Source organism: Kribbella pittospori (assembly GCF_004331465.1).
GTDB classification, from domain to species: domain Bacteria; phylum Actinomycetota; class Actinomycetes; order Propionibacteriales; family Kribbellaceae; genus Kribbella; species Kribbella pittospori.
This window is the reverse complement of record NZ_SJKB01000001.1, coordinates 73,891-94,656: the sequence shown is the minus strand read 5'-3', so window position 1 is coordinate 94,656 and position 20,766 is coordinate 73,891. Positions and strand designations below refer to the sequence as shown.

24 protein-coding genes, 1 tRNA gene and 1 pseudogene are annotated in these 20,766 nt (G+C 68.1%); 10 read left to right on the top strand and 16 right to left on the bottom strand.

Features of this window, described 5'->3' with window-relative positions:
* The first annotated feature begins 84 nt into the window (after positions 1–84).
* Both E0H73_RS00455 and E0H73_RS00450 read left to right on the top strand, forming a co-directional pair.
* Positions 85–651, top strand: a complete 567-nt coding sequence (locus E0H73_RS00455) for a hypothetical protein (protein ID WP_131349832.1) — start codon at positions 85–87, stop codon at positions 649–651.
* Between the two features lie 140 nt (positions 652–791).
* The gene (locus E0H73_RS00450) at positions 792–2,021 is read left to right on the top strand and encodes a YwqG family protein (protein ID WP_131349830.1); all 1,230 of its coding nucleotides are present in this window, start codon (positions 792–794) and stop codon (positions 2,019–2,021) included.
* A 73-nt stretch (positions 2,022–2,094) separates the two neighbouring features.
* Here the strand turns inward: E0H73_RS00450 and E0H73_RS00445 are convergent, their stop codons facing one another.
* Together E0H73_RS00445 and E0H73_RS00440 are read right to left on the bottom strand one after the other, a co-directional pair.
* Positions 2,095–2,391 (bottom strand): hypothetical protein, encoded by a 297-nt coding sequence (locus E0H73_RS00445; protein ID WP_131349828.1) that lies wholly within the window; start codon positions 2,389–2,391, stop codon positions 2,095–2,097.
* A 167-nt stretch (positions 2,392–2,558) separates the two neighbouring features.
* A complete protein-coding gene (locus tag E0H73_RS00440; RefSeq protein WP_131349826.1) occupies positions 2,559–2,774 on the bottom strand; it encodes a hypothetical protein in 216 nt (71 codons plus the stop codon).
* A gap of 539 nt (positions 2,775–3,313) precedes the next feature.
* Between E0H73_RS00440 and E0H73_RS00435 the strand changes: the two genes are divergently transcribed.
* The 4 genes and pseudogenes from E0H73_RS00435 to E0H73_RS00420 form a co-directional block, all read left to right on the top strand.
* Complete coding sequence (locus E0H73_RS00435) at positions 3,314–3,712, top strand: hypothetical protein (RefSeq protein ID WP_131349824.1); 399 nt, start codon at positions 3,314–3,316, stop codon at positions 3,710–3,712.
* A gap of 71 nt (positions 3,713–3,783) precedes the next feature.
* Positions 3,784–4,110 carry a hypothetical protein gene (locus E0H73_RS00430; protein WP_131349822.1) on the top strand — a complete coding sequence of 109 codons (327 nt, stop codon included), beginning with the start codon at positions 3,784–3,786 and terminating at the stop codon, positions 4,108–4,110.
* An 85-nt stretch (positions 4,111–4,195) separates the two neighbouring features.
* Complete coding sequence (locus E0H73_RS00425) at positions 4,196–4,426, top strand: bacteriocin immunity protein (RefSeq protein ID WP_131349820.1); 231 nt, start codon at positions 4,196–4,198, stop codon at positions 4,424–4,426.
* A 229-nt stretch (positions 4,427–4,655) separates the two neighbouring features.
* A pseudogene (locus E0H73_RS00420) lies at positions 4,656–4,904 on the top strand (tyrosine-type recombinase/integrase); the annotation flags it as partial.
* 71 nt (positions 4,905–4,975) lie between these two features.
* On the opposite strand, the gene E0H73_RS00415 reads toward E0H73_RS00420, so the two are convergent.
* The 6 genes from E0H73_RS00415 to E0H73_RS47855 all read right to left on the bottom strand — a co-directional run bounded on the left by E0H73_RS00415 (position 4,976) and on the right by E0H73_RS47855 (position 7,697).
* Positions 4,976–5,048 (bottom strand) — tRNA-Ala (locus tag E0H73_RS00415).
* Positions 5,049–5,669: 621 nt separating this feature from the next.
* Positions 5,670–6,317 (bottom strand): histidine phosphatase family protein, encoded by a 648-nt coding sequence (locus tag E0H73_RS00410; protein WP_131349816.1) that lies wholly within the window; start codon positions 6,315–6,317, stop codon positions 5,670–5,672.
* A complete protein-coding gene (rsfS, locus tag E0H73_RS00405) occupies positions 6,314–6,691 on the bottom strand; it encodes a ribosome silencing factor (protein ID WP_131349814.1) in 378 nt (125 codons plus the stop codon). Before rsfS ends, E0H73_RS00410 begins: the two co-directional genes overlap by 4 nt.
* A 9-nt stretch (positions 6,692–6,700) precedes the next feature.
* On the bottom strand, positions 6,701–7,312 hold the full coding sequence (gene nadD / locus E0H73_RS00400; RefSeq protein WP_131349812.1) for a nicotinate-nucleotide adenylyltransferase: 612 nt from the start codon (positions 7,310–7,312) through the stop codon (positions 6,701–6,703).
* Positions 7,313–7,332: 20 nt separating this feature from the next.
* Positions 7,333–7,491: a hypothetical protein gene (locus tag E0H73_RS45675; protein WP_165555442.1), complete on the bottom strand. Its 159-nt coding sequence runs from the start codon at positions 7,489–7,491 to the stop codon at positions 7,333–7,335.
* Positions 7,492–7,568: 77 nt separating this feature from the next.
* Positions 7,569–7,697 carry a hypothetical protein gene (locus E0H73_RS47855; RefSeq protein ID WP_272949102.1) on the bottom strand — a complete coding sequence of 43 codons (129 nt, stop codon included), beginning with the start codon at positions 7,695–7,697 and terminating at the stop codon, positions 7,569–7,571.
* Positions 7,698–7,843: 146 nt separating this feature from the next.
* Between E0H73_RS47855 and E0H73_RS00395 the strand changes: the two genes are divergently transcribed.
* The gene (locus tag E0H73_RS00395) at positions 7,844–8,293 is read left to right on the top strand and encodes an Lrp/AsnC family transcriptional regulator (RefSeq protein ID WP_131349810.1); all 450 of its coding nucleotides are present in this window, start codon (positions 7,844–7,846) and stop codon (positions 8,291–8,293) included.
* Here E0H73_RS00395 and E0H73_RS00390 read toward each other — a convergent pair.
* Entirely contained in the window at positions 8,226–9,425 is a 1,200-nt protein-coding gene (locus E0H73_RS00390; RefSeq protein ID WP_131349808.1) for an MFS transporter, read from the bottom strand. The genes E0H73_RS00395 and E0H73_RS00390 overlap by 68 nt on opposite strands.
* Positions 9,426–9,504: 79 nt before the next feature.
* Between E0H73_RS00390 and E0H73_RS00385 the strand changes: the two genes are divergently transcribed.
* Entirely contained in the window at positions 9,505–10,368 is an 864-nt protein-coding gene (locus E0H73_RS00385) for a winged helix-turn-helix transcriptional regulator (protein ID WP_131349806.1), read from the top strand.
* On the opposite strand, the gene E0H73_RS00380 is transcribed toward E0H73_RS00385, so the two are convergent.
* Positions 10,355–11,242 (bottom strand): alpha/beta hydrolase, encoded by an 888-nt coding sequence (locus E0H73_RS00380; RefSeq protein WP_165555441.1) that lies wholly within the window; start codon positions 11,240–11,242, stop codon positions 10,355–10,357. The genes E0H73_RS00385 and E0H73_RS00380 overlap by 14 nt on opposite strands.
* A 66-nt stretch (positions 11,243–11,308) precedes the next feature.
* On the opposite strand from E0H73_RS00380, the gene E0H73_RS00375 reads away from it, so the two are divergent.
* Both E0H73_RS00375 and E0H73_RS00370 read left to right on the top strand, forming a co-directional pair.
* Positions 11,309–11,887 carry a PadR family transcriptional regulator gene (locus E0H73_RS00375; RefSeq protein WP_131349802.1) on the top strand — a complete coding sequence of 193 codons (579 nt, stop codon included), beginning with the start codon at positions 11,309–11,311 and terminating at the stop codon, positions 11,885–11,887.
* Positions 11,884–12,516: a 4'-phosphopantetheinyl transferase family protein gene (locus E0H73_RS00370; protein ID WP_165555440.1), complete on the top strand. Its 633-nt coding sequence runs from the start codon at positions 11,884–11,886 to the stop codon at positions 12,514–12,516. The genes E0H73_RS00375 and E0H73_RS00370 overlap by 4 nt, the downstream gene beginning before the upstream one ends.
* Here the strand turns inward: E0H73_RS00370 and E0H73_RS00365 are convergent.
* From E0H73_RS00365 to E0H73_RS00340, 6 genes are all read right to left on the bottom strand, one after another.
* A complete protein-coding gene (locus tag E0H73_RS00365) occupies positions 12,488–13,732 on the bottom strand; it encodes a glutamate-5-semialdehyde dehydrogenase (protein ID WP_131349798.1) in 1,245 nt (414 codons plus the stop codon). The two genes, E0H73_RS00370 and E0H73_RS00365, sit on opposite strands and share 29 nt — an antisense overlap.
* 22 nt (positions 13,733–13,754) lie before the next feature.
* Positions 13,755–14,867, bottom strand: coding sequence for a glutamate 5-kinase (proB, locus tag E0H73_RS00360; protein WP_131349796.1), 1,113 nt, complete (start codon positions 14,865–14,867; stop codon positions 13,755–13,757).
* A 4-nt stretch (positions 14,868–14,871) separates the two neighbouring features.
* Positions 14,872–16,455, bottom strand: a complete 1,584-nt coding sequence (gene obgE, locus E0H73_RS00355; protein WP_131349794.1) for a GTPase ObgE — start codon at positions 16,453–16,455, stop codon at positions 14,872–14,874.
* Between the two features lie 159 nt (positions 16,456–16,614).
* A complete protein-coding gene (gene rpmA, locus E0H73_RS00350) occupies positions 16,615–16,875 on the bottom strand; it encodes a 50S ribosomal protein L27 (RefSeq protein ID WP_131349792.1) in 261 nt (86 codons plus the stop codon).
* A 12-nt stretch (positions 16,876–16,887) separates the two neighbouring features.
* Positions 16,888–17,205 (bottom strand): 50S ribosomal protein L21, encoded by a 318-nt coding sequence (rplU, locus tag E0H73_RS00345; RefSeq protein ID WP_131349790.1) that lies wholly within the window; start codon positions 17,203–17,205, stop codon positions 16,888–16,890.
* 137 nt (positions 17,206–17,342) lie between these two features.
* Positions 17,343–20,633 (bottom strand): Rne/Rng family ribonuclease, encoded by a 3,291-nt coding sequence (locus E0H73_RS00340; protein ID WP_131349788.1) that lies wholly within the window; start codon positions 20,631–20,633, stop codon positions 17,343–17,345.
* Between the last annotated feature and the right edge of the window lie 133 nt (positions 20,634–20,766).

Genomic DNA, 20,766 nt, shown 5'->3' with positions numbered 1-20,766 from the left:
TGCCGCAGACAGTGCGCTCATCTGCCGATGAGAGGTCGCGCTCTAGACCGTGAGGGGACGACACGTTCAACTATCGTGTGCAACGTGGACGACCGCGAATACTTCGAGTTCGAGGATGCACAGCTGACGTCGTTCCAACTCAAGTTCCTGGCGGCACTGCGTGTCTTAGTTGACGGCCGCCTTCGCCCGTATTGCGTTGAGTTTGACGACGACAGACTCCTGCTCGCCTTGGACATCGACGCGCCCGACGTTGCCCTGGTCAACGTCGGTTTGGAACTCAGCGGGAATCGGCTGCGAGGAGACCGGATCAGCGTCGACGATCGGACGTTCCCGCCTACACCAACCCGTGATGGATTCGTTCTAGAAGGCACCCCGACCGACCTCGCAGCCCGGGGATGCGAGTTGCTGGACACTTACGTCCGTCGGCCGGTCGTTAGGTACGAGTGGCTGCACCGACGGAGGGTGTACGCGACGTGCCATCTGTTTGAGGACACGGGTGAACGGCTGGCCGACATGTACCGCAGCGACTGGGCGCCGCGGAGACAGGAAGCCGAACTCATCGCCAAGGGCTTCGTGCACGGCGCGGGCTGGATCCAAACTGAAGGTCTTGGGGAGCCCGACCGAGTCATCTTGGTTCGAGGCGCCCGCTGACGATCGCCGGAGGCGACACGCCTAACTTGGAGACGTCCGCTCGTGCCGCTGATGGTGAAGCGCGGAACTGCCGATGTGCGCGCATTCGGATGCTGCGGGAAGATCGGGTCCGTGACAGCCGAGGAGGTTAGGTTGCTGTCATGGTGAACGGTGTGGACCCGAATAATCCGGCCGACCTGTACGACGAGCTGATGGCGCGGCGTGCGGCGCTGGAGCAGGAGGTGCGCCGGCGGCTCTCGCGCCACAGTGAGGAGGTGCTGAGGCAGTTGCCGCTCGCGAGCGGGTCGACAGAGGCCGTGAGTGGCCGCACGGACGGCATTCGCCTGACTGCGAACGGCTCGTTGCAAGCGACGTTGACGTTTCGGGACGTCGACGGCGTGACGTCGACTGTCACCCTTCGCGCCGATCCGGGCGGACAGGTCGAGGAGTACGCCGCCGAAGAGAATGAGTCAGAGGTTGTGGCGCCGATCCAGACGCGCGACGAGTCTGACGAGCGCCGCAGCATCGTGACCGCGCTCGCGCGAGAACACCTGTCGACAGGTGCCGCCGACGATTTCCTTGTCATGCTGCGCCCGGCCCTTCGGCTGGTCCACGCGGGCGAGAATGAGCAGGCTGTGGCGCAGCTCGGCGGACTGCCCACGCTGCCGATCAATTCCTGGCCGGTCTGGGGAGGACATGGACCGCTCGGCCACGTGCTCAGTTTCGATTGCGCGCCGGTCGCGGCGATGTTGCCCGAGCTGGGGCTGCCAACCGACGGCCGGTTGGCCTTCTTCTACTTCGATGACAGGTACGACGACTGCGAGAGCACGGTCGGATCCTGGGACCCTTCGAGCCACCCCGGGTTTCGGGTGCTTCATCTGCACCCGGAACTGAGCACCCGAGCCAGCATCACCGACGCCGCGACTCCGGTGCCACCCGGTCTGGCCCCGTTTCCGGTAGTCGCTCTTGCGGCAGTGCGAACGGTGACCTGGCCGTCGCACGAGACGCCGTTGGCACAGGCCGTCTGGAACAGGCATGGGCTGACGGGTCCAAGGCCCGGCGTTCCGGCGCCAGCCGTGGGTGCTCTGTATGAGGATCTGTGGAAACTACCGGGCGGCGGTTACGACACCCATCAGATCGGGGGCCATCCCTGCCCCCAGCAGAATTCAGTCGAGATGGAAGTCGAACAGTTGCGGCGCGGACTCGTCGGCGAACCGTTCGAGTGGAGCGACCCGAGCGTGCACTCGGCCGCGTCCGAGTGGCAACTGTTGCTGCAGGTGGCCTCGGACGACGACGCCGGCATGATGTGGGGCGATGTGGGTCAGCTGTACTACCTCGTCCAGAACGCCCAACAGCCACAGGACGCTCTGTTCACCTGGCAGTGTGGCTGACACCGCGGCGACGGCGTGGAGCGGAACCCGCCCGGCGCACACGCCCAGATCTGCCGCTGTCGAGACGGAGGCGTCAGTCAAGTGGTGGCCGGTCGAGGACTTCCACGTAGACGATCTCATCGTCGACGACGTCGAGGATCAGCATTCCGGTCCAAGGCGGGTCGAGAAGGGCGTTGCGGTGGCCAGGGCCATAAGCACCGTCGGGTGGATCGGCGGTGTAGAAGCTTTGGCAGAAGTCATCGCCACATCCGCACGGCTGCACAACCTCAAGGGAGTCGACGGACCTCGCGAGGCCGGCCTCGTCCTCCGCGGTCAGTGCGTCACGCAACTCGATGGACAACTTCGGCCACCGGTCTACAAGTCGGTTCACGCACTAATAGTCCACCAGGACCCGTCGCCGTCCCCTCAATCGCACTTATCTGCCGCAGATAGTAGGGCGCGGTTATGCCGTCGTGCGGGCGCGCCATGCTGGCGAGCACAGCCGAGCGGAGTGCGTGTCGCGTTCCACAACGCCCAGCAGCAGGCGGCCCGGGTTCCCTAGACGTTGCGTGCGCGCCGGCGCAGGCGCCACGTCTTCAGTTTGGCCCACAGCCGTGCCAAGAGCAGTCGGATCCTCGTGCGCAAACTCAGGGGCAGCAGCTTGGCCAGACGTTTCGTCAGCCGACTGGGCTTGACCGTGCTCGCCGCCTGACTGGCCGGTTTGGTGGTGGCCTTCGTCGCCTTTTTGACGGGCTGGGTCGGGTCGGGGCTCATCGTTGCTCCTTCGGGTCGGATCGCGCACCACGGGCCACGTTCTTCCCCGCGCATACGACCCCTGACGCGCTGCTTCCTTTCCTGTGCCCGCACCGGCCCCAGGCATTCCCGTCCGGCACTCGACCATGCCGCGTTGTTCCGCACGGTCATGCCGATGTTCGTGCCTTGATTGCGATCACTGCTGCAACACTGTTCGCCGTGAATGAGGCGTTGGAGGAGGCCCCCGGAGGACGTGCTCTGGTGGCTACTCAGTCACGGTGCGCGCCTTGAGTTGGTACGTCCTGCCCTGGCCGTTTCTATCCTGCCTTCGATGTAGACGCCGAGGTCGACCACGTAACGATGCCTGATCGTTCCGAAAGGCGGGCGAAGGACGAGCAGCGCAGACGCGACGCCCTTGCCGAGTCGGGCGCGCGGGGCCAGGGCTGAACGCACGGATCTGCCGCGGATAGTAAGGCGTGGTGATGTCGAAGGGCGGGCGCCTCGGAGGTCTGGGCCGTAGACTTCTCGAGAAGAGTGCCATCGCAGCGATGGGGCGAACCGTGAGCCGACGCGAAATCTCCGACGTACGACTGTTCGCGGTCATGCAAGACGGTAGCGAGTCGCCGGTCTTCTATGTTCGCTCCGCGGGCAAGCTTTTCCCGGCCGCCGATGTCATTCCAGCCGACCGTGACCATCGAGCGTGCGCCAGGGAGTTGGCGACGAGACACACCAAGCCGAGTCCACTGGACATCGCGTCTCGGCTCGGCATGGACTATTTCCTCGTCGAGGTTCCCCACGGCTCCACCGAGGAACCGCTGACGGCGTGGCGAGTGGACGACAAGATCTACTTCGACAAGCGGGAGGCTCGGCGCGCGCTCTACGCCAGCATCGGGCCAGATCCCTCAAGCCGAGAATGGCGCAAGGCACTCAAGTTGGCCGGCCTGGATTCGGACGACTGAGCAGCCGAGATCCCGCTGGGCAAGCCCCATGGCAGCTGAAGTCGACCAGGGCCCTGAGCTAGCGTGTGCGCGTGCTCCTCACAAGCGACAACATCCAAACGGAGTTCCTAAGGACCTTTCCGCAGGCAGCCGCCGCTCTTGAGGCCGACGACGGCATAGATCCCGCGGGGCGAGTCGACTGGGTGTTCCGCCACGAGGTGATGCGCCACGCCATTGGCGACCCGGCGGCGCTGCGCGATGTCTTCGCCTGGATTGAGCGATTGCTGCGGTCCACTGACAGCACGATCGAGTACTGGACTGCAGTACGCCTCCTTGATCGGACGTTGGACTCGCTGGAATGGATGCCTCTCGTTGAGGAGTACGCAGGGCCACTGCTTGCGGCGGCCATGAGCAGATGAACCTGCACCTTGCACGCTCATGCCGCGAAGAGTGAAGCCCGCTCATGCCGATGACAGCTGCGCCCGCAGCAGGCATGCTGTCGCCATGTCGTCCGAGGTTGAGCGCGAGGAACTGGTGCGTCTCGTGACGTACCTGATGTCGGGTGACGGCACGGACGAAGAGCAGGACACCGCGCTTAGAGAGCTGGTGGCCCAGGTGCTCCATCCGCGCGTGTCGAACCTGATCTTCTGGCCGAACCATGAGGGCTTCGACCACGACTTGACGCCCCACGAAGTCGTGGACATCGCGCTGGCCTACCGGCCGATCGAGATCTGAACATCCCCTCGTGCCGCGGTCCCCACCCGCTCATGCCGATGTCAGGATGTTCCTGGACCCTCCGGTCTACCCGGAGGCTCATGCCTACCGAGATGGCTCAAGACCCACCAACGCCTTCGAAAGGCTGCCATCATCTTGGCGTGCCTCCCTGAACCCGTTTAAGAACCGCTGATCCTGATCGGTTCCTGGAGCGGCTACAGAGACGGGGGGCTGGCCGGACGTACGGCGAGCCTTCCGGAAGGTGGCGAAGGCGGCCGGGCTGGCCGCTGAGGACTGGACTCCCCGAGAGCTGCGACACAGCTTCGTGTCCCTGCTGTCAAGCCAGGGCGTATCCATCGAGGACATCGCCGCGCTAGCAGGACACGCCAGCACGGTCGTGACGGAGAAGGTCTACCGACACGAGTTGCGGCCGGTGCTCCGAACGGGGGCGAAGAAGATGGACGAGATCTTCCCCGATCTGCTGCTCTCGGAGACTTAGCCTCCCGTTTTGCCTCCCGGGTCATGCAAGAGGCCGGTCTCCCGACTAGGAAACCGGCCTCTGACCTGCGGTGGAGCTTAGGGGATTCGAACCCCTGACCTCTTCCATGCCATGGAAGCGCGCTACCAACTGCGCCAAAGCCCCGCGGTGTCTTGCGACTCCGGAAGTTTAGCGGATACCGGGTGCCAAAGAAAAATCGGATACCCCTCGCTCGGAGGCACCCCGGAAGCAGGCTGTACACAGGCGGATTCGGCTCGCAAGCGGCGGCTCAACCGCTTCAAGTCGCCGCCGGGCGGAGCCTGAACTCTGACTCACGTTAGCCAGTTCATGCGCCGAAGTCAGCCCGTGTTAGCTGGCCCGAGAGCAGTACGCCGAGGCGCGCTGTCGGACCATCGGAGGCCGCTGAGAAGAGCACCGCCGAATAGCGGTGTCCGACTGGCCCGTCACGGATTCACTGGCCGAATGCAGCGCGTCGGAGGGCGGTCTGCGGCGCCGCCGGAGGCGGCCGATAAGCCAGCCGCCGCGTAGCGGTGTCCTTTCCGCGATCCCGGCGGTCCGTCCGCCGGGTGCGGGTACGCCGAGAACGACTTGCGCGCCGCCGAAGGCGGTCAACAGACAGCCGCCGCGAAGCGGTGTCCGATCGGCTCGACCGCACCCGAGTTCACCCGCCGAGGACAGCCCGACGGACAGCGGTCTGCGGCGCCGCCGAAGGCGGCCAACAAGACTGCCGCCGCGCAGCGGTGTCCTTTGCTTCTTTCCCCAAACCTAGCGTTGGGGGTCGTCGCTCATTACTGGTTCGGGGAGGGAGCCGGCGTTCCATTCCTCGATGCGCCAGCCGTTGTTGCGGCTCGGCAGCAGCGAGATCCAGTTGCAGTTGGCGAGCCCTCCGAACGCCGACCAGTGCGCCTGCGGGATCCCGAGGAACTGGCAGATGCCGACGCGGGCGGCGAAGCCATGGGTGGTGATGACGACGGTGTCTTCCGAGGTGCCTTCGACAGAGATCCGGGTCAGGGCAGCGGAGATGCGGTCGGCGACTTCTTCGGCGGTTTCGCCGGCGGTGCCGCGGCGCTGGGTTTGGCCGGCGCGGACGCGGGCGAGGGCCTCGGGTTGGGTGGCGGCGATTTCGGCCGAGGTCTTGCCGGCCCAGTCGTCGACGTGGATCTCGCGGAGGGCGTCGTCGTACTCGATTTTGAGGCCGGTGAGCGCTGCCAGTTCGCCGGCGGTGGCGGCGGCGCGCTGGAGGTCGCTGGCGAAGAGGCGCGTCGGTGCGAGGGAGGCGAGCCGTGCGGCTGCCGCGCGGGCCTGTTCGATGCCGACCTCATCGAGAGGGATGTCGGCCTGGCCTTGCATTTTGTCCTGCAGGTTCCACTCGGTCCGGCCGTGGCGCCAGACGATCAGTCGCCCCGCGCTCATTCAGCCGAAGGGATCGGAGAGGGCAGCGGGATGGCGGGGCAGTCGCGCCAGAGGCGCTCGAGGGAGTAGAAGCTGCGCTCCTCGTCGTGCTGAACGTGGATGACGATCTCGAGGTAGTCGAGCAGCACCCAGCGGCCTTCCCGAGCGCCTTCGCGGCGGACCGGCTTGGCGTCGAAGTCGACCCGCAGCTTCTCCTCGACCGCGTCGACGATGGCTCGGACCTGGCGGTCGTTGGAGGCCGAGGCGACGAGGAACGCGTCGGTGATGGCGAGTTGCTCCGACACGTCGAAGGCGAGGACGTTCTCGGCCTTCTTGTCATGGGCGGCCTCGGCGGCCGCGGTGAGCAGCTCGATGGCACGATCGCTTGCTGGCATAGGTTCCTTCTAACGGTTGGTGTAGAGCTCGCGCTTGGCGATGTACTGGACGATGCCGTCCGGCACCAGGTACCAGGTCGGGTTGCCCTTGGCGACCCGGGCCCGGCATTCGGTCGAGGAGATCGCCAGCGCCGGCACCTCGAGCAGTGTGATCCGATCCATCGGTAGCTTGTCCAGCGGTAGCTCGAGGCCTTCGGTCCCGGGCCGGGTGCAGCCGACGAACTGCGCCAGCTTGAACATCTCATCCACGTCGCGCCAGGTGAGGATCTGGGCGAGCGCGTCGGCGCCGGTGATGAAGAACAACTCCGCGTCCGGGTACAGCGCCGACAGGTCGCGCAGGGTGTCGATCGTGTACGTCGGCCCCGGCCGGTCGATGTCGACCCGGCTGACCGAGAACCGCGGGTTCGACGCGGTCGCGATGACCGTCATCAGATACCGGTCCTCGGCCGGGGAGACCGCCCGGTCGGTCTTCTGCCACGGCTGGCCGGTCGGGACGAAGATCACCTCGTCCAGGTCGAAGTACGCCTGTACCTCGCTGGCCGCGACCAAGTGGCCATGATGGATCGGGTCGAACGTGCCGCCCATCACGCCCAAGCGACGGACCCGCTCGACGGAAGCCATATCAGCCAGTTCTCAGCCGCTCAGGAGTGCGGCCGGCCCTTGCCCATGATGACGGTGACGAGGAGCAGCAGGACCAGTACGAACAGGGCGAACCCGCCGAACCACCACTCCGAGATGTGCTTGGCCTCGGAGCCGGCCTCTTCGACGGTCGCCAGCAGCGGCAGAATGTGCGATTGCATGCCCCAGAGCCTATCTCGTGCCCGGACGTACGAGCGCGACCGGTGGCCTCATCGGCCGGCCGGTCGCACGGAGGACGTCAGCTGTGGCGGATGTGACGGGTCAGCAGCCGGCGCCACTGGGACGGTACGGCGTGCGCACGCCGGGCCTGCGCGGCGGCACGCTGGCGCTCGTCGATGTGGGCACGGGCAACTTCGGGGGTGATCATGATTCCTTCACTGGTTGTACGGCGGGATCGTGGCGGGCTGGCCTCGACACTTCACATCGTACGGCGTGAGTTACGCTCACACAAACGAATTAAAGGCAGATCGAGTGATATGCCTACGAATCTGTGGTGAACGGGAGGTTCGCGCCATGGACGCGATCGATCGGCAGCTGATCGAGGCACTCCGCCTGAACGGCCGGTCCAGTTGGGCCGAGCTGGGCCGCGTGGTCGGTCTGTCCGGCCCGAGCGTGCAGGAACGGGTCCGGCGGCTGGAGGAACGCGGCGTACTGCTCGGTTACCGCGCGGTGGTCGCCCCCGAGCACGTCGGGCTCGGGACGAGCGCGCTGATCGGGCTGTTCCAGCGCGACGACGTGGAGACCGACGACATCGTCGACCAGGTCCGGGAGATCGAGGCGGTCGAGGACTGCTGGTTCGTCGCCGGAGATCAGGAGTTGGTGGTGAAGGTCCGCGTCGCCGACGTCACCCACCTCGAGGCAGTCGTCGGCACGCTGCGCCGGGTGAACGGCGTGGTCAGGACCCGGACGACTGTGGTGCTGTCGACCCGATGGGAAGGGCGTCCCGCGCCGTTGCCCGAGTGAGCAGCAGTACGACGGCCGCACCGAAGGCAATGGCAGCCGCAACCGTGTAGAGCAGGTCGGGAGCGTGCTGATAGGCCGCACCACCGAGGGCGGGCGCCAAGAACATGCCACTGATGGACGCGGCGGCGTACAGGCTGGAGTAGCGCCCGACCATGCCCTCCGGAGCCGCATCGGCGACGTGAGCCGTGGCAGTCGGCTTGTAGAGCATCTCCCCCGCTGTGATGACCACCATCGCAACCGTCGCTCCGACCAGCGCCGGCCAGACGCCCAGCACTGCCAGCCCCAGACCCACAAGCGCGAAGCCGACAGCGATCACCCGAGTCGATCGGTGCTCACGAAGCCGTACGGCGAGCGGCGCCTCGCAGCACACGATGACGGCAGAGCTCAGGCCGATCAGCAGTCCATAGGCAACTGCCGGCGTACCAGCGTCCCGGAGCAGGAGCGGCATGGTGGCGAACAGCTGCCGGTACACGGTGTCGATGGCAACGATCGACACCAGCAGAATCAGCACCTGCCGATCCCGAAGCAGGACCCGCCAAAGTCCACGAGCAACAGCCGAACCAGCACGCGACGCCTGCGGCACCCACCGCCAGATGACGGCCGCCAGCACCAGACTGGTGACGGCGTCGATCACGAACACCAGCGAGAAGTTGTACGCCGCCAGCAGTCCGCCCAGCGGAGGCCCGATGGTGAACCCGGCGTTGCTCGCGGTCCGCGACAACGCGATCCCCTCCCGCCGGCGCTCAGCTGGAAGAGCAGTCGCGACCAGCGCACTCATGTTGGGCCGCCCAGCCCCACCGAAGAGACCGGCCAGCATCCCGACCACGATCAGCAGCCCGCCAGGCACGATAGGCATGGCCAAGCAGCAGACCGACCAGGCCAACTGGCTGCCCACCGCGGCCCGGCGGAGGCCGAAGCGGTCGCCGAACCAGCCACCGCCGAGATTGCCTCCGAGCAGTCCCACGCCGTACGCCGCTGCTGCGAACCCGGCCTCCTGCGCCGACATGCCGCGGTCCTCCACCAGGTACAGCGTCAGGTAGATCCACGCCAGCGCACCGGCCGCGCTGACGAGTTGCCCGAGCATGACGGCCTTGAGCCATGCCGGCAGCTCAGCGATCCGACGCCAGTACATTCCGCCCCCAGTTAGAGTGAGTTCCTAACAGGAACTTAGTCGGACAGCTAGCGTGGTGGCAACCGGATTGGGGGTCGACGTGCGGCGGAGCAGTTTCTCCCCCGAGCCCGACTGCGCGATCGCGCAGTCCCTCGGCGTGATCGGCGACGGCTGGGAGCTGCTGATCGTGCGCGACCTGGCCCGCGGCCTCGATCGCTTCGACCAACTCGCCGACTCGCTGCACATCTCCCGCAAGGTCCTGACCGAGCGGCTCACCGGTCTGCTCGAGAGCGGGATCGTCGAGCGAACGGCGTACCAGGACCGCCCGACGCGCTACGCCTACCGCCTCACGCCACGCGGCCGCGCGTTGCTGCCGGTGCTGGTTGCGCTGCAGGACTGGGGTGACCGCTGGGTCCTCGGCGACGGTTCACTCACCGGCACGAACGACGCCGCCGAGCCGCCCACGCACCGGATCCACGAACTCGTCGGCCGCCGAGTCCCCGAGATCGCTCTGCCTTCCATCAGCGGTACGACGCTGGATGTGGTGGACGCGAACGCCCGCGCGACCGTGCTGTTCGGCTACCCGGCGACCGGTCGGCCGACTCCGCTGCCGGAAGGCTGGGGCGAGATCGCCGGTGCGAACGGCTGCACGCTGGAGAACCGCCTCTTCGCGGCCCGGTACGACGAATTCGTCGCCAAGGGAATCGCGGTGCGCGGAGTCAGCACCCAACGCACCGACGAACAGTTGGCGTTCGCGAAGGCCGAGGAGATTCCACATGTCCTGCTGTCCGATCTGGAGCTGGAGCTGACCGCGGCGCTCCGGCTGCCGACCTTCCGCGCGGGCGGGTACGAGCGACTCAAGCGCGTCGTACTGGTGATCGGAGCCGACCGTGTGGTGAAAGCCGCGCGATACCCCGTGACGGACATCGCCGACGCAGTCGATTGGGCCTTCAAGACCGCTTGAAGAACGACTTCAGCTCGTCCGCCACGCGACCGACCGCCTCAGCACTGCCGCTTGGATTGATCCCACCCGGGTCACTGGACCCGCCATGGTCGAGGCCGTCGAACTCGACCCGCCGGCAGTGTGGAAGAACCTTCTCCAGCGTGTCCCGCCAGGGCTTCAACGCCGCGAGGCCCTTGCTGCCACCCATCAGCAGCACGTCCGCCGACACATCGCGGAAGGCCTCGAAGGTCCCGGCCAGTTCGGCGATCAGCGCACCTTCGTAGTGAATGGTCGGCGCGAGCTTGCGCATCGTGATGGCGTCGGGGCCGGCCTGCCGCTCGTCCTTGACCAGCATCTTCTCGGTGATCCGCGTCATCAGCCGCCGCGGGACCACCTTCAAGAACGCCGGCGCCAACTGCAACCCGTACATGCTCGTCACCATCGCACCGGCGAGATTGCCCTCAGCGACCTCTCGGTCGAAGCGGAGGAGCCACTCCCGATGCGGCGTCGGATTGTCAACAATCGCAGGCTCATACAATGCGACCTTCTGCAGGCCCCGAAGCGTCCGCGCCGCCTCGAGTACGACGGCTCCGCCGGCGCTCACCCCGAAAGCGCAATCCGCACCCGCCGCGTTCAGGACCGCCTCGAGATCCTCGACCTCGGTACGCACGGTGTGGCCCGGCCGATGCGGCCCGGACAATCCGCGTCCACGGCGATCCGGGAGGTAGACGGTGAAGTCGCCGGCCAGCGCCTCGGCGAGCAGCGTGTGGCTGCGGGCGGACTCCATGCTGCCGTGCAGTACGACGACCGCCGGTCCCTGCCCGGCCTTCCAGTAGCCGATCGACGTGCCGTCGCGGGATTCGACCGCACCCTGGGTCAGTTCTGCTGTTCTCATGGCTCGATAGTCACACATCCTCTAGTTGCATTGCAACTAGTATCTCTGACCCCGTAAGCTGACGGCGTGACCTTCCGACGCTCACCCCTCGCGCTCGCGATCCTCGGCCTGCTGGAGAACGGGCCGCTGCACCCGTACGGGATCCAGCGGCTGATCAAGCAGTGGGGCAAGGACCAGGTCGTCAACGTCGGCCAACGGACCAGCCTGTACCGGATGATCGTCCGGCTGGAAGAGGCCGGTCTGATCACCGCCGGCGCGACCGAGCGGGACGAGCGCTACCCGGAGCGGACCGTCTACCACCTCACCGAGGACGGGCGGACGGTCTGCCGGGAGTGGCTGGCCGAGATCCTGACCACGCCGCGCAACGAGTTCCCCGAGTTCCCGGCCGGACTGTCGTTCGTGATGCTGGTGCCTCCGGAGGCCGCCGGCGAGCTGCTGGCTCAACGGCGGGACCACCTGACCAAGCGGGTGGCGGAGCTCGACGCCGAGCTGACGCTGGAGGTCGAGGGCGCGCCGATCCCCCGGTTCGCGCTGCTCGAAACGGAGTACCAGCGGTCCGTCACAGTGGCCGAGGCGGAATGGATCGACGGCATCCTCGAGGACTTGCGCAGCGGGAGCCTGACCTGGACACCCGGACCGGTATGACGGTCGAGGTCTGGTGGGCCCGGATCGACCAGGCCCGCGACGAGTTCGCCGCAGACCTGGACGACGTCGAGCGGGGGCGGTTGGCGGCATACGTCCACGCCGACGACCGCAAGCGGTTCCTGCTCGGCTGCACGATGGTACGGCGGTTGCTCGCGGCACGGTTCTCGTTGCCTGCAGCAAGTATCCGGCTGGACCGGACCTGCCCGCGCTGTGGGAAGCCGCACGGCAAGGTGCGTGCGGACGGCGTCGAACTGTCGGTCACCCACGCCGGCGACCTGGTCGGTGTCGCGATCGGTGACCGGCCGGTCGGGATCGATGTGGAGAAGCTCGACCCGCACCTGGACGTCGACGGGCTCGCGAAAGTGGCGCTGACTCCTGAGGAGATCGACGAACTCAGCCGGCACGCCGAGACCGAGAGGGTGCGCGCATTCCTCACGTACTGGACGCGCAGGGAGGCCGCGGTGAAGGCGACCGGCGAGGGATTACCCGCCAAGCCACGCAAGATCACAGCGGGAATCCAGATCGAGGACCTCGATGTGGATCCCGACCACGTGGCGGCTCTGGCGGTGGTGTCCGCCGAGCCGCCCGTGGTGAGGACGTTCAGGTTCGGATCTGACCCTCGCCGGTGACGACGTACTTGGTCGAGGTCATCTCCGGCAGGCCCATCGGGCCGCGGGCGTGCAACTTCTGGGTGGAGATGCCGATCTCGGCGCCGAAGCCGAACTCGCCGCCGTCGGTGAACCGCGTGCTGGCGTTGACCACGACCGCGGCCGAGTCGACCGCCTGCACGAACCGGCGCGCGGCGGCCTGCGAGCGCGTGATGATCGCATCGGTGTGACCGGAGCTGTAGCGGCGGATGTGCTGCACCGCGGACTCGAGCGAGTCGACCACGGCGGCGGACAGATCCAGCGAGTTGTACTCCGCGCCGAAGTCCTCCTCCGTCGCCACGACGACATTCTTGCCCGCAGCAACTACAGCCGGATCGCCGTGCACCGTGACTCCGGCCGAAGCCAGCGCAGGTAGGGCTCGAGCCAGGAAGTCCGAGGCGACCGACGAGTGCACCAGCAGCGACTCGGCCGCGTTGCAGACACTCGGACGCTGAGTCTTCGCGTTGAGCAGGATCGTCAGCGCCAGGTCGAGGTCGGCGTCCTGGTCCACATAAACGTGGCAGTTGCCGACGCCGGTCTCGATCACCGGCACGGTCGACTCGCTGACCACGGTCTGGATCAGCCCAGCACCACCGCGCGGAATCAGTACGTCGACCAGCCCGCGCGCCTGCATCAACTCCTTCACCGCGGCCCGCTCAGTCGGCACACCCTGGACCACGTCCGCGGGCAATCCGGCCGATGCGGCGGCCGACCGCAGTACGGCGATGATCGCCTCGTTGGACGCGGCGGCCGAGGACGAACCGCGCAGCAGCACCGCATTGCCCGACTTGAGGCAGATGCCGGCCGCGTCGGCGGTCACGTTCGGGCGGGCCTCGTAGATGATCCCGACGACGCCGAACGGCACGCGGACCTGGCGAAGCTCCAGCCCGTTCGGCAGCGTGTAGCCGCGCACGACCTCACCAACCGGGTCGGTCAGGCCGGCAAGCTGCTCCAGACCAGCGGCCATCGCGTCTACGCGAGCCGGGTTCAACGCCAAACGGTCCACGGTCGACTCCGGCGTACCCGCCTCACGGGCCGATGCGACGTCCTTCGCGTTCGCCGCGACAATCGCGTCCGTGTTCGCCCGCAACGCCGCCGCCATCGCGTGCAGCGCCGCGTCCTTCGTCGCCCGCGAAGCCTCGGCCAACGCGTACGACGCTTCCCGCGCCCGCCTGGCCAGCTCGATGATCTCGCTCATGATTCATCCTAGGTCGATCGGTTCACAGCAGGACCAGGTCGTCTCGGTGGACGACCTCGCGTTCGTACGCCGCGCCGAGTTCCCGCGCGAGGTCGCGCGTCGATCGGCCCAGCAGGTCAGGGAGTTCGGTCGCGTCGTAGTTGACCAGGCCGCGGGCGATGACCGCCCCCGAAGGCGAGACGAGGTCGACCGGGTCGCCGGCCGAGAATGTGCCCTCGACCTTCGTGATTCCGGCCGGAAGGAGCGACGTACGGCGCTCTGTCACCGCTCGTACGGCGCCCTCGTCGAGGTGGAGCCGGCCCTGACCCGAGGTGGCGTGGGCGAGCCAGAGCAGGCGGGTCTTGCGACGACGGCCGGTGGGGTGGAAGAGGGTGCCGACGGGCAGGCCCTTCAGCGCCTCCCCCACGCGACCTGCCGACGTGAGGAGGACCGGAATCCCTGCCTCCGTGGCGATCGCGGCCGCCTCGACCTTCGTCTGCATGCCACCGGTGCCCACATTCGACGAGCCGGTACGTCCGATCCGCAACGGCGCCAGATCAGCGGGGCCGTGTACGTCGGTGACCATCGACGTCCCTGGCTTGCGCGGATCCCCGTCGTACAACCCGTCCACGTCGGACAGCAGAAGCAGCAGATTGGCGTGCACGAGGTGACTGGTCAGCGCGGCCAACCGGTCGTTGTCGCCGAACCGGATCTCCGTGGTGGCGACTGTGTCGTTCTCGTTCACGATCGGTACGACGCCGAGCTCCAGCAGCCGCGCAAACGTCCGGTAGGCGTTGCGGTAGTGGCTCCGCCGGGTCACGTCGTCGACGGTGAGCAGCACCTGACCGACCCGCAAACCATGCGCCGCGAACGCATCGCTGTAACGGGCCATCAGCAGCCCCTGCCCGACCGATGCAGCCGCCTGCTGCGTCGCCAAGTCACGCGGTCGCGACCGCAGACCCATCGGGGCCAGGCCGGCGGCGATCGCGCCGGACGAGACGAGCACGACCTCGGCCCCCTCCACCCGTCGCGACGCGATGGCGTCGACGAGCAGCCTGAGCCGTTCGAGGTCGATCTTGCCGCGCTGGGTCAGCGACGACGAGCCGACCTTGACGACGATCCGCGTGGCCTCGACGGCCTCCGCGCGTTCCTTCATGAAATCAACCGTTCTGGTCGAGTTCCTTCTGCAGTTCGAGCTCGCGTGCTTCCTTGCGCGCCAGCTTCGCCGCAGCTTCAGCTGCTCGTTTGGCCTCGGCCGGGGACAGGTCCACCTCGTCCTCGACCCAGCCCGCGCCGTACTCCGACAGGTCGGTCGACGACTCCCCGGCCCGGTGGGCGTGGTACTCGGTGTCTTTCGCCCGCCGCCGCTGGACCGCGGGACGCGCCTCCTCCAGCCGGTGGTCCTCGCCGCGCCGGGCCAGGATCTCCGCGCCCGCCTGGACCTCGGGTGCGAAGTCGAACACGATCGCGTTCGGCCCGTCGCCGATGACGACCGCGTCGCCCTCCATCGCGCCGCGCTCCAGCAGTTCCTTCTCCACTCCGAGCCGGTTCAGCCGGTCGGCCAGGTAGCCGGTCGCCTCCGCGTTCGCGAAGTCGGTCTGCTTGACCCAGCGCTCGGGCTTTTCGCCCTGCACCAGCCAGCCGCCGTCGTCCGGCAGCTTCTTCACCTTGAACTCAGGCCCGCCGTGCACCTGCGGCCGGATCACGATCCGCGTGGTGTCGGGCTTCTCCTCCTCGGCCCGCCGCTGCATGACGATCTCCGCCATCGCGAACTTCAAGGCCTCCAGGCCTTCATGAGAGGCGGTCGAGATCGGGAACACCCGCAGCCCGCGCTGCTCCAGCTCGGCCTGCACCATCTCCGCGATCTCGCGGGCGTCCGGTACGTCGATCTTGTTCAGGGCAACGAGTCGCGGCCGATCCTCCAGACCGCCGTGCGCCTGCAGCTCAGCCTCGATCGTGTCCAGGTCACTCAGCGGATCCCGGCCAGGCTCGTACGTCGCACAGTCGATGACGTGTACGAGCGCCGCACACCGCTCCACGTGCCGCAGGAAGTCATGCCCGAGCCCGCGGCCCTCGCTCGCACCCTCGATCAGCCCGGGTACGTCGGCCACGGTGAACGTGGTGTCACCCGCAACGACAACCCCGAGGTTGGGGATCAGGGTGGTGAACGGGTAGTCGGCGATCTTCGGCCGGGCCCGGCTGATCGACGCGACCAGCGACGACTTGCCGGCACTCGGGAAGCCCACCAGACCGATGTCCGCGACCACCTTGAGCTCGAGGACGAGCGTCCGCTCCTCGCCGTCTTCACCGAGCAGCGCGAAACCGGGCGCCTTGCGGGCACTGCTGGCGAGCGCCGCGTTGCCGAGGCCGCCCTTGCCACCCTGCGCCGCGACGAACTCCGCGCCGGTCCCGACGAGGTCCGCGAGGACGACGCCATCCGCCGTACTGATGACCGTGCCGTCGGGGACGCCGAGGACCACGTCGCCGCCGTTGCTGCCGGCCTGGTTGTCACCCTTGCCCTGGGCACCGTTCGTCGCGGTGCGGTGGCTGGAGCGGTGGTAGTCGACCAGCGTGGTCACGTCCTGGTCGACGCGCAGGATCACGCTGCCGCCGTCGCCGCCGTTGCCGCCGTCCGGGCCGCCCAGGGGCTTGAACTTCTCGCGGTGCACCGAGGCGCAGCCGTTTCCGCCGCGGCCCGCGGTGACATGCACCGTGACCCGGTCGACAAAGCTGGGAATCGCCATCGGTGTTCTCTACTTCCTGTCTTCGCCTCCCGCCCCGAGCGGAGCGAGGGACGAGGTTCTTGTCTTCCCTTACGTAGCACTGTCTTACACAGCAGAAGGGCGGGTCCGCGGTATTCCGCGACCCGCCCTTCGACAGAGCTTGTGTACCGGGTGGCGGTGTTACTCCGCCGGGGCCGGGACGATGTTGACGACGCGGCGACCGCGCCGGGTGCCGAACTCCACCTTGCCCTCGGCCAGTGCGAACAGCGTGTCGTCGCCGCCACGGCCGACCAGGTTGCCCGGGTGGAAGTGCGTGCCCCGCTGGCGGACGATGATCTCGCCGGCGTTGACCAGCTGACCGCCGAACCGCTTCACGCCGAGGCGCTGCGCGTTGGAGTCGCGACCGTTACGGGTCGACGCCGCTCCCTTTTTGTGTGCCATGTCTGGATCAGCTCACTTCTTCTTCGCGTCGATCGCGGTGACCTTGACCTGGGTGTAGTGCTGACGGTGCCCCTGGCGCTTGCGGTAACCGGTCTTGTTCTTGTACTTGAGGATGTGGATCTTGGGACCCTTGGTCCGACCCAGGACCTCGGCCGAAACGGCCACCTTGGCCAGCGCCGCGGCATCGGTCGTCACGGTGTCGCCGTCAACGACCATGACCGCCGGGAGGGACACGGTGTCGCCCACCTCGTCCGTCAGGCTGTCGATCTCGATGACATCGCCGACGGCGACCTTCTGCTGGGTGCCGCCACTGCGCACGATCGCGTACACCGTGGATCTCGCTCTCTGCTGGTTCGGAAAACTTACGGGGGCCTGCACAGACCTCTAGCGGCCCACACAAACATGGCACGCGGAACGCGCGCCGAAGCTCAAGTTTACGGGTCGGCTCACAGACGGGTCAAACCGGGTCAACTCCCCGTGGAGACGAGCTCCGTGGCGTCGCTGGTCGCACCGGCTTCGGTGTTACCGGCATCACCCTCGGTCGCCGCCTTGCCACGGCCCCGGCTGCTCCGCCGGCGCCTGCTGCTCCCGTTCTTCGCCGCCTCAGCCGGAGCCGCCTCAGCCGGAGCCGCCTCGCCCGAAGCCGGCTCAGCCGAGGCCGAAGCCGCCTCGGCGCCCACCGTGGTGGTCGACTCAGCAGTCTCGGTCGGGAATCCGGTCGCCTCCGGGCTCACCTGTACGTCGTCCGTCCCCGAGACCGGGTAGCCGGTCGGAGTCTCCGTCGTACCGGCCTCGTCGGACTTCTTCGCGTCGAGCGCCGAAGCAGCGGCGATCTGGGCCAGTCGCTGGGCGGCGTCGGCGTTGTGCTGCGCGGTGTCCTCGGCCGCCTGCTCGTCCTCGCCGCGGCCCTTGCCCCGCCGGCGGCGCGAGCCCTTGCGGCCACCCTCGTCCGCCTGCGCGGCCGCGGGCTTGTTGTTGTCCTGGCCGTTGCCGTTGCGGCTGTCCCGGCGACGGGACTCCTTCGGCTCGTCGTGCAGGATCAGGCCGCGGCCACCACAGTGGTCGCAGTTCTCGCTGAACGCCTCGAGCAGACCGGTGCCGATCCGCTTCCGGGTCATCTGGACCAGGCCGAGCGAGGTGACCTCGGCCACCTGGTGCTTGGTCCGGTCCCGGCCCAGGCACTCGACCAGCCGGCGCAGCACCAGGTCACGGTTCGACTCCAGCACCATGTCGATGAAGTCGATCACGATGATGCCGCCGATGTCGCGGAGCCGGAGCTGCCGGACGATCTCCTCGGCCGCCTCCAGGTTGTTCTTGGTGACGGTCTCCTCGAGGTTGCCGCCGGAGCCGGTGAACTTGCCGGTGTTCACGTCGACGACCGTCATCGCCTCGGTCCGGTCGATGATCAGCGAACCACCCGACGGCAGCCACACCTTGCGGTCCAGCGCCTTCTTGATCTGCTCGTCGATCCGGAAGCTGGCGAAGACGTCGCCGTCGCCGCTCCACTTCTGCACCCGGTCGGCCAGGTGCGGCGCGACGCTGGTGACGTACTCACGGACCTGGTCGTAGGCCCGGTCGCCGGAGATCACGAGCTTGGCGAAGTCCTCGGTGAACAGGTCCCGGACGACCCGGATCAGCAGGTCGGGCTCGCCGTACAGCAGTTGCGGGGCCTGGCCGTTCTTGGACTTCTTCTCGATGTCCTCCCAGAACGACTGCAGGCGGCTGACGTCCGCGGTCAGCTCCTCCTCGGACGCACCCTCGGCCGCGGTCCGGACGATCACGCCCGCCTCGTCGGGGACGATGTCCTTGAGGATCGTCTTCAGCCGGTTCCGCTCGGTGTCGGGCAGCTTGCGGCTGATGCCGCCGTTGCCGCCGCGCGGTACGTAGACGACGTACCGGCCGGGCAGGCTGATCTGGTTGGTCAGCCGCGCGCCCTTGTGGCCGATCGGGTCCTTGGTCACCTGGACCAGGACCGCCTGGCCGGACTTCAGCACCTGCTCGATCTTGCGCGGGCCGTTGGCCCCGCCGAGCGTGGCCCAGTCGACCTCACCGGCGTACAGGACGGCGTTGCGGCCCTTGCCGATGTCGATGAACGCGGCCTCCATGCTGGGCAGCACGTTCTGCACGCGGCCCAGGTACACGTTGCCGATCAGCGAGGTCTGCTCGGCCTGGGCGACGTAGTGCTCGACCAGGACGTTGTCCTCGGACACGGCGATCTGGGTCAGGTCCTCGCGGGACCGGATCACCATGGTCCGCTCGACCGACTCGCGCCGGGCCAGGAACTCGGCCTCGGTGACGATCGGCGCGCGCCTGCGGCCGGCTGCCCGGCCCTCGCGGCGGCGCTGCTTCTTCGCCTCCAGCCGGGTCGAGCCCTCGACCGCGGTGATCTCGTTCGCGGTGTTCTTGCTGCGCGGCTCGCGCACCCGGACGACGGTCTCGTCGGGGTCGTCGGGCGACGTCGCGCCCTCCTCGCCCTTGCGGCGACGACGGCGACGGCGGCGCCGGGACGAACTGCCCGCGCCTTCCTCATCGCCATCGGCGGAGGCGTCCTGCTCGTCGTCGGAGCCGGCCTCGGCGTCCTGCTCGTCCGCTTCGTCGTCGTCGGACTGCTCGTCCGCGCTGTCCTCGGCGCCATCGGCGTCACCGGACTTGCGGCGGCGACGGCCGCCGCGGCGACGACGGCGACGACGCGTGCCCTCGCCACCCTCCTCGCCGTCCTCGGACTGCGCGTCCGACTCCGGCTGAGCGTCGGCGGACTCGTCGTCCGCAGCCGGCTCCGCACCCTTACGGGCGGCGGGCTGCTGGGTGGCGGGAGTCTCGGCTGCCTCGGTGGTCTCTTCGGCGGTGGCCTCACGAGCCTCCGCGTCACGACCGCGACGGCTGCGGCGGCGCCGCGTGGTCGTCGGCTGCTCGTCGGCGCCCGCCTCCGGGGTCGCCTCCGGGGTCGCCTTGGCAGTCTCCGGAGTGGTCTCAGGGGTCGTCGTCTTGGCGGTCGCCTCGACCGGGCTGGTCGCCGCGGCCTGCGCAGGAGCCTGAGCCGGTACGTCGGTGGGCGCCTGGAACAGGACCGCCGCAGCGGCCGGAGCACGCCGGCGGGTACGACGCGTGGTCGTCTCCTCAGCCGGGGTCTCGGCCTCTTCCTCAGCCTTCGGGAAGATCGTGGTGGGCGCCTCGTCGGAGGCGGTCGTGGTGAGCTTGGCGCCGCGGCGGCGAGACGAGCGCTTCGCAGCCGGCGCAGCCTCGGCCGCGGCGTCAGACGGGTGGCTGGCGTCGGCGACAGGCCCGTCGGTGACGGGTGAGTCCGTGCTGGTCAGATCGGTCGCGGCAGCCTTCTTCGAGGTGCGCTTCCGGGTGGTCTTCTTCGCCGGCGCCGGGGCGTTCTCCACGACCGGGCCTGCGTCGGCGGTGGTCGTGTCGGGCGCGGCGTCCTCGTTCAGCTCAGGGAACGTGTCCTGGGCGGCGGTCTTCCTCGCCGTGCGCTTGGCGGTGGTCTTCTTCGCGGCGGTCTTGGCCGCGGCCTTCTTCACCGTGGTCTTCTTGGCGGCGGCCTTCTTGGCGGCCGTCTTCTTCACCGGAGCCGGGTCGGCGGTCTCGCCGTCGGACTGGGTGGGAACGACGTCGGCGGCGGCCGTCTTGGCCGTGCGCTTGCGGGTGGTGGTCTTCTTCGCGGCAGCCTTCTTGGCGGTCCTGCCGGCGCTGGGCTGCTGGGCGGTGGCAGCCGTCTCGGCTGCCTCGGTAGTCGGCTCGTTGTCGAGCATGCGGTACGGGTCTCCTCAAGCCTTCCGGCGCAGCCTGCGACCCCTGTCACGGGTCCGGCGCAGCCACTCCGAAAGACGGTCACGGTTCGCCGTGCGGCACATTTTCCGGTGCCCGCGCGGCGGAAGCCTGCTG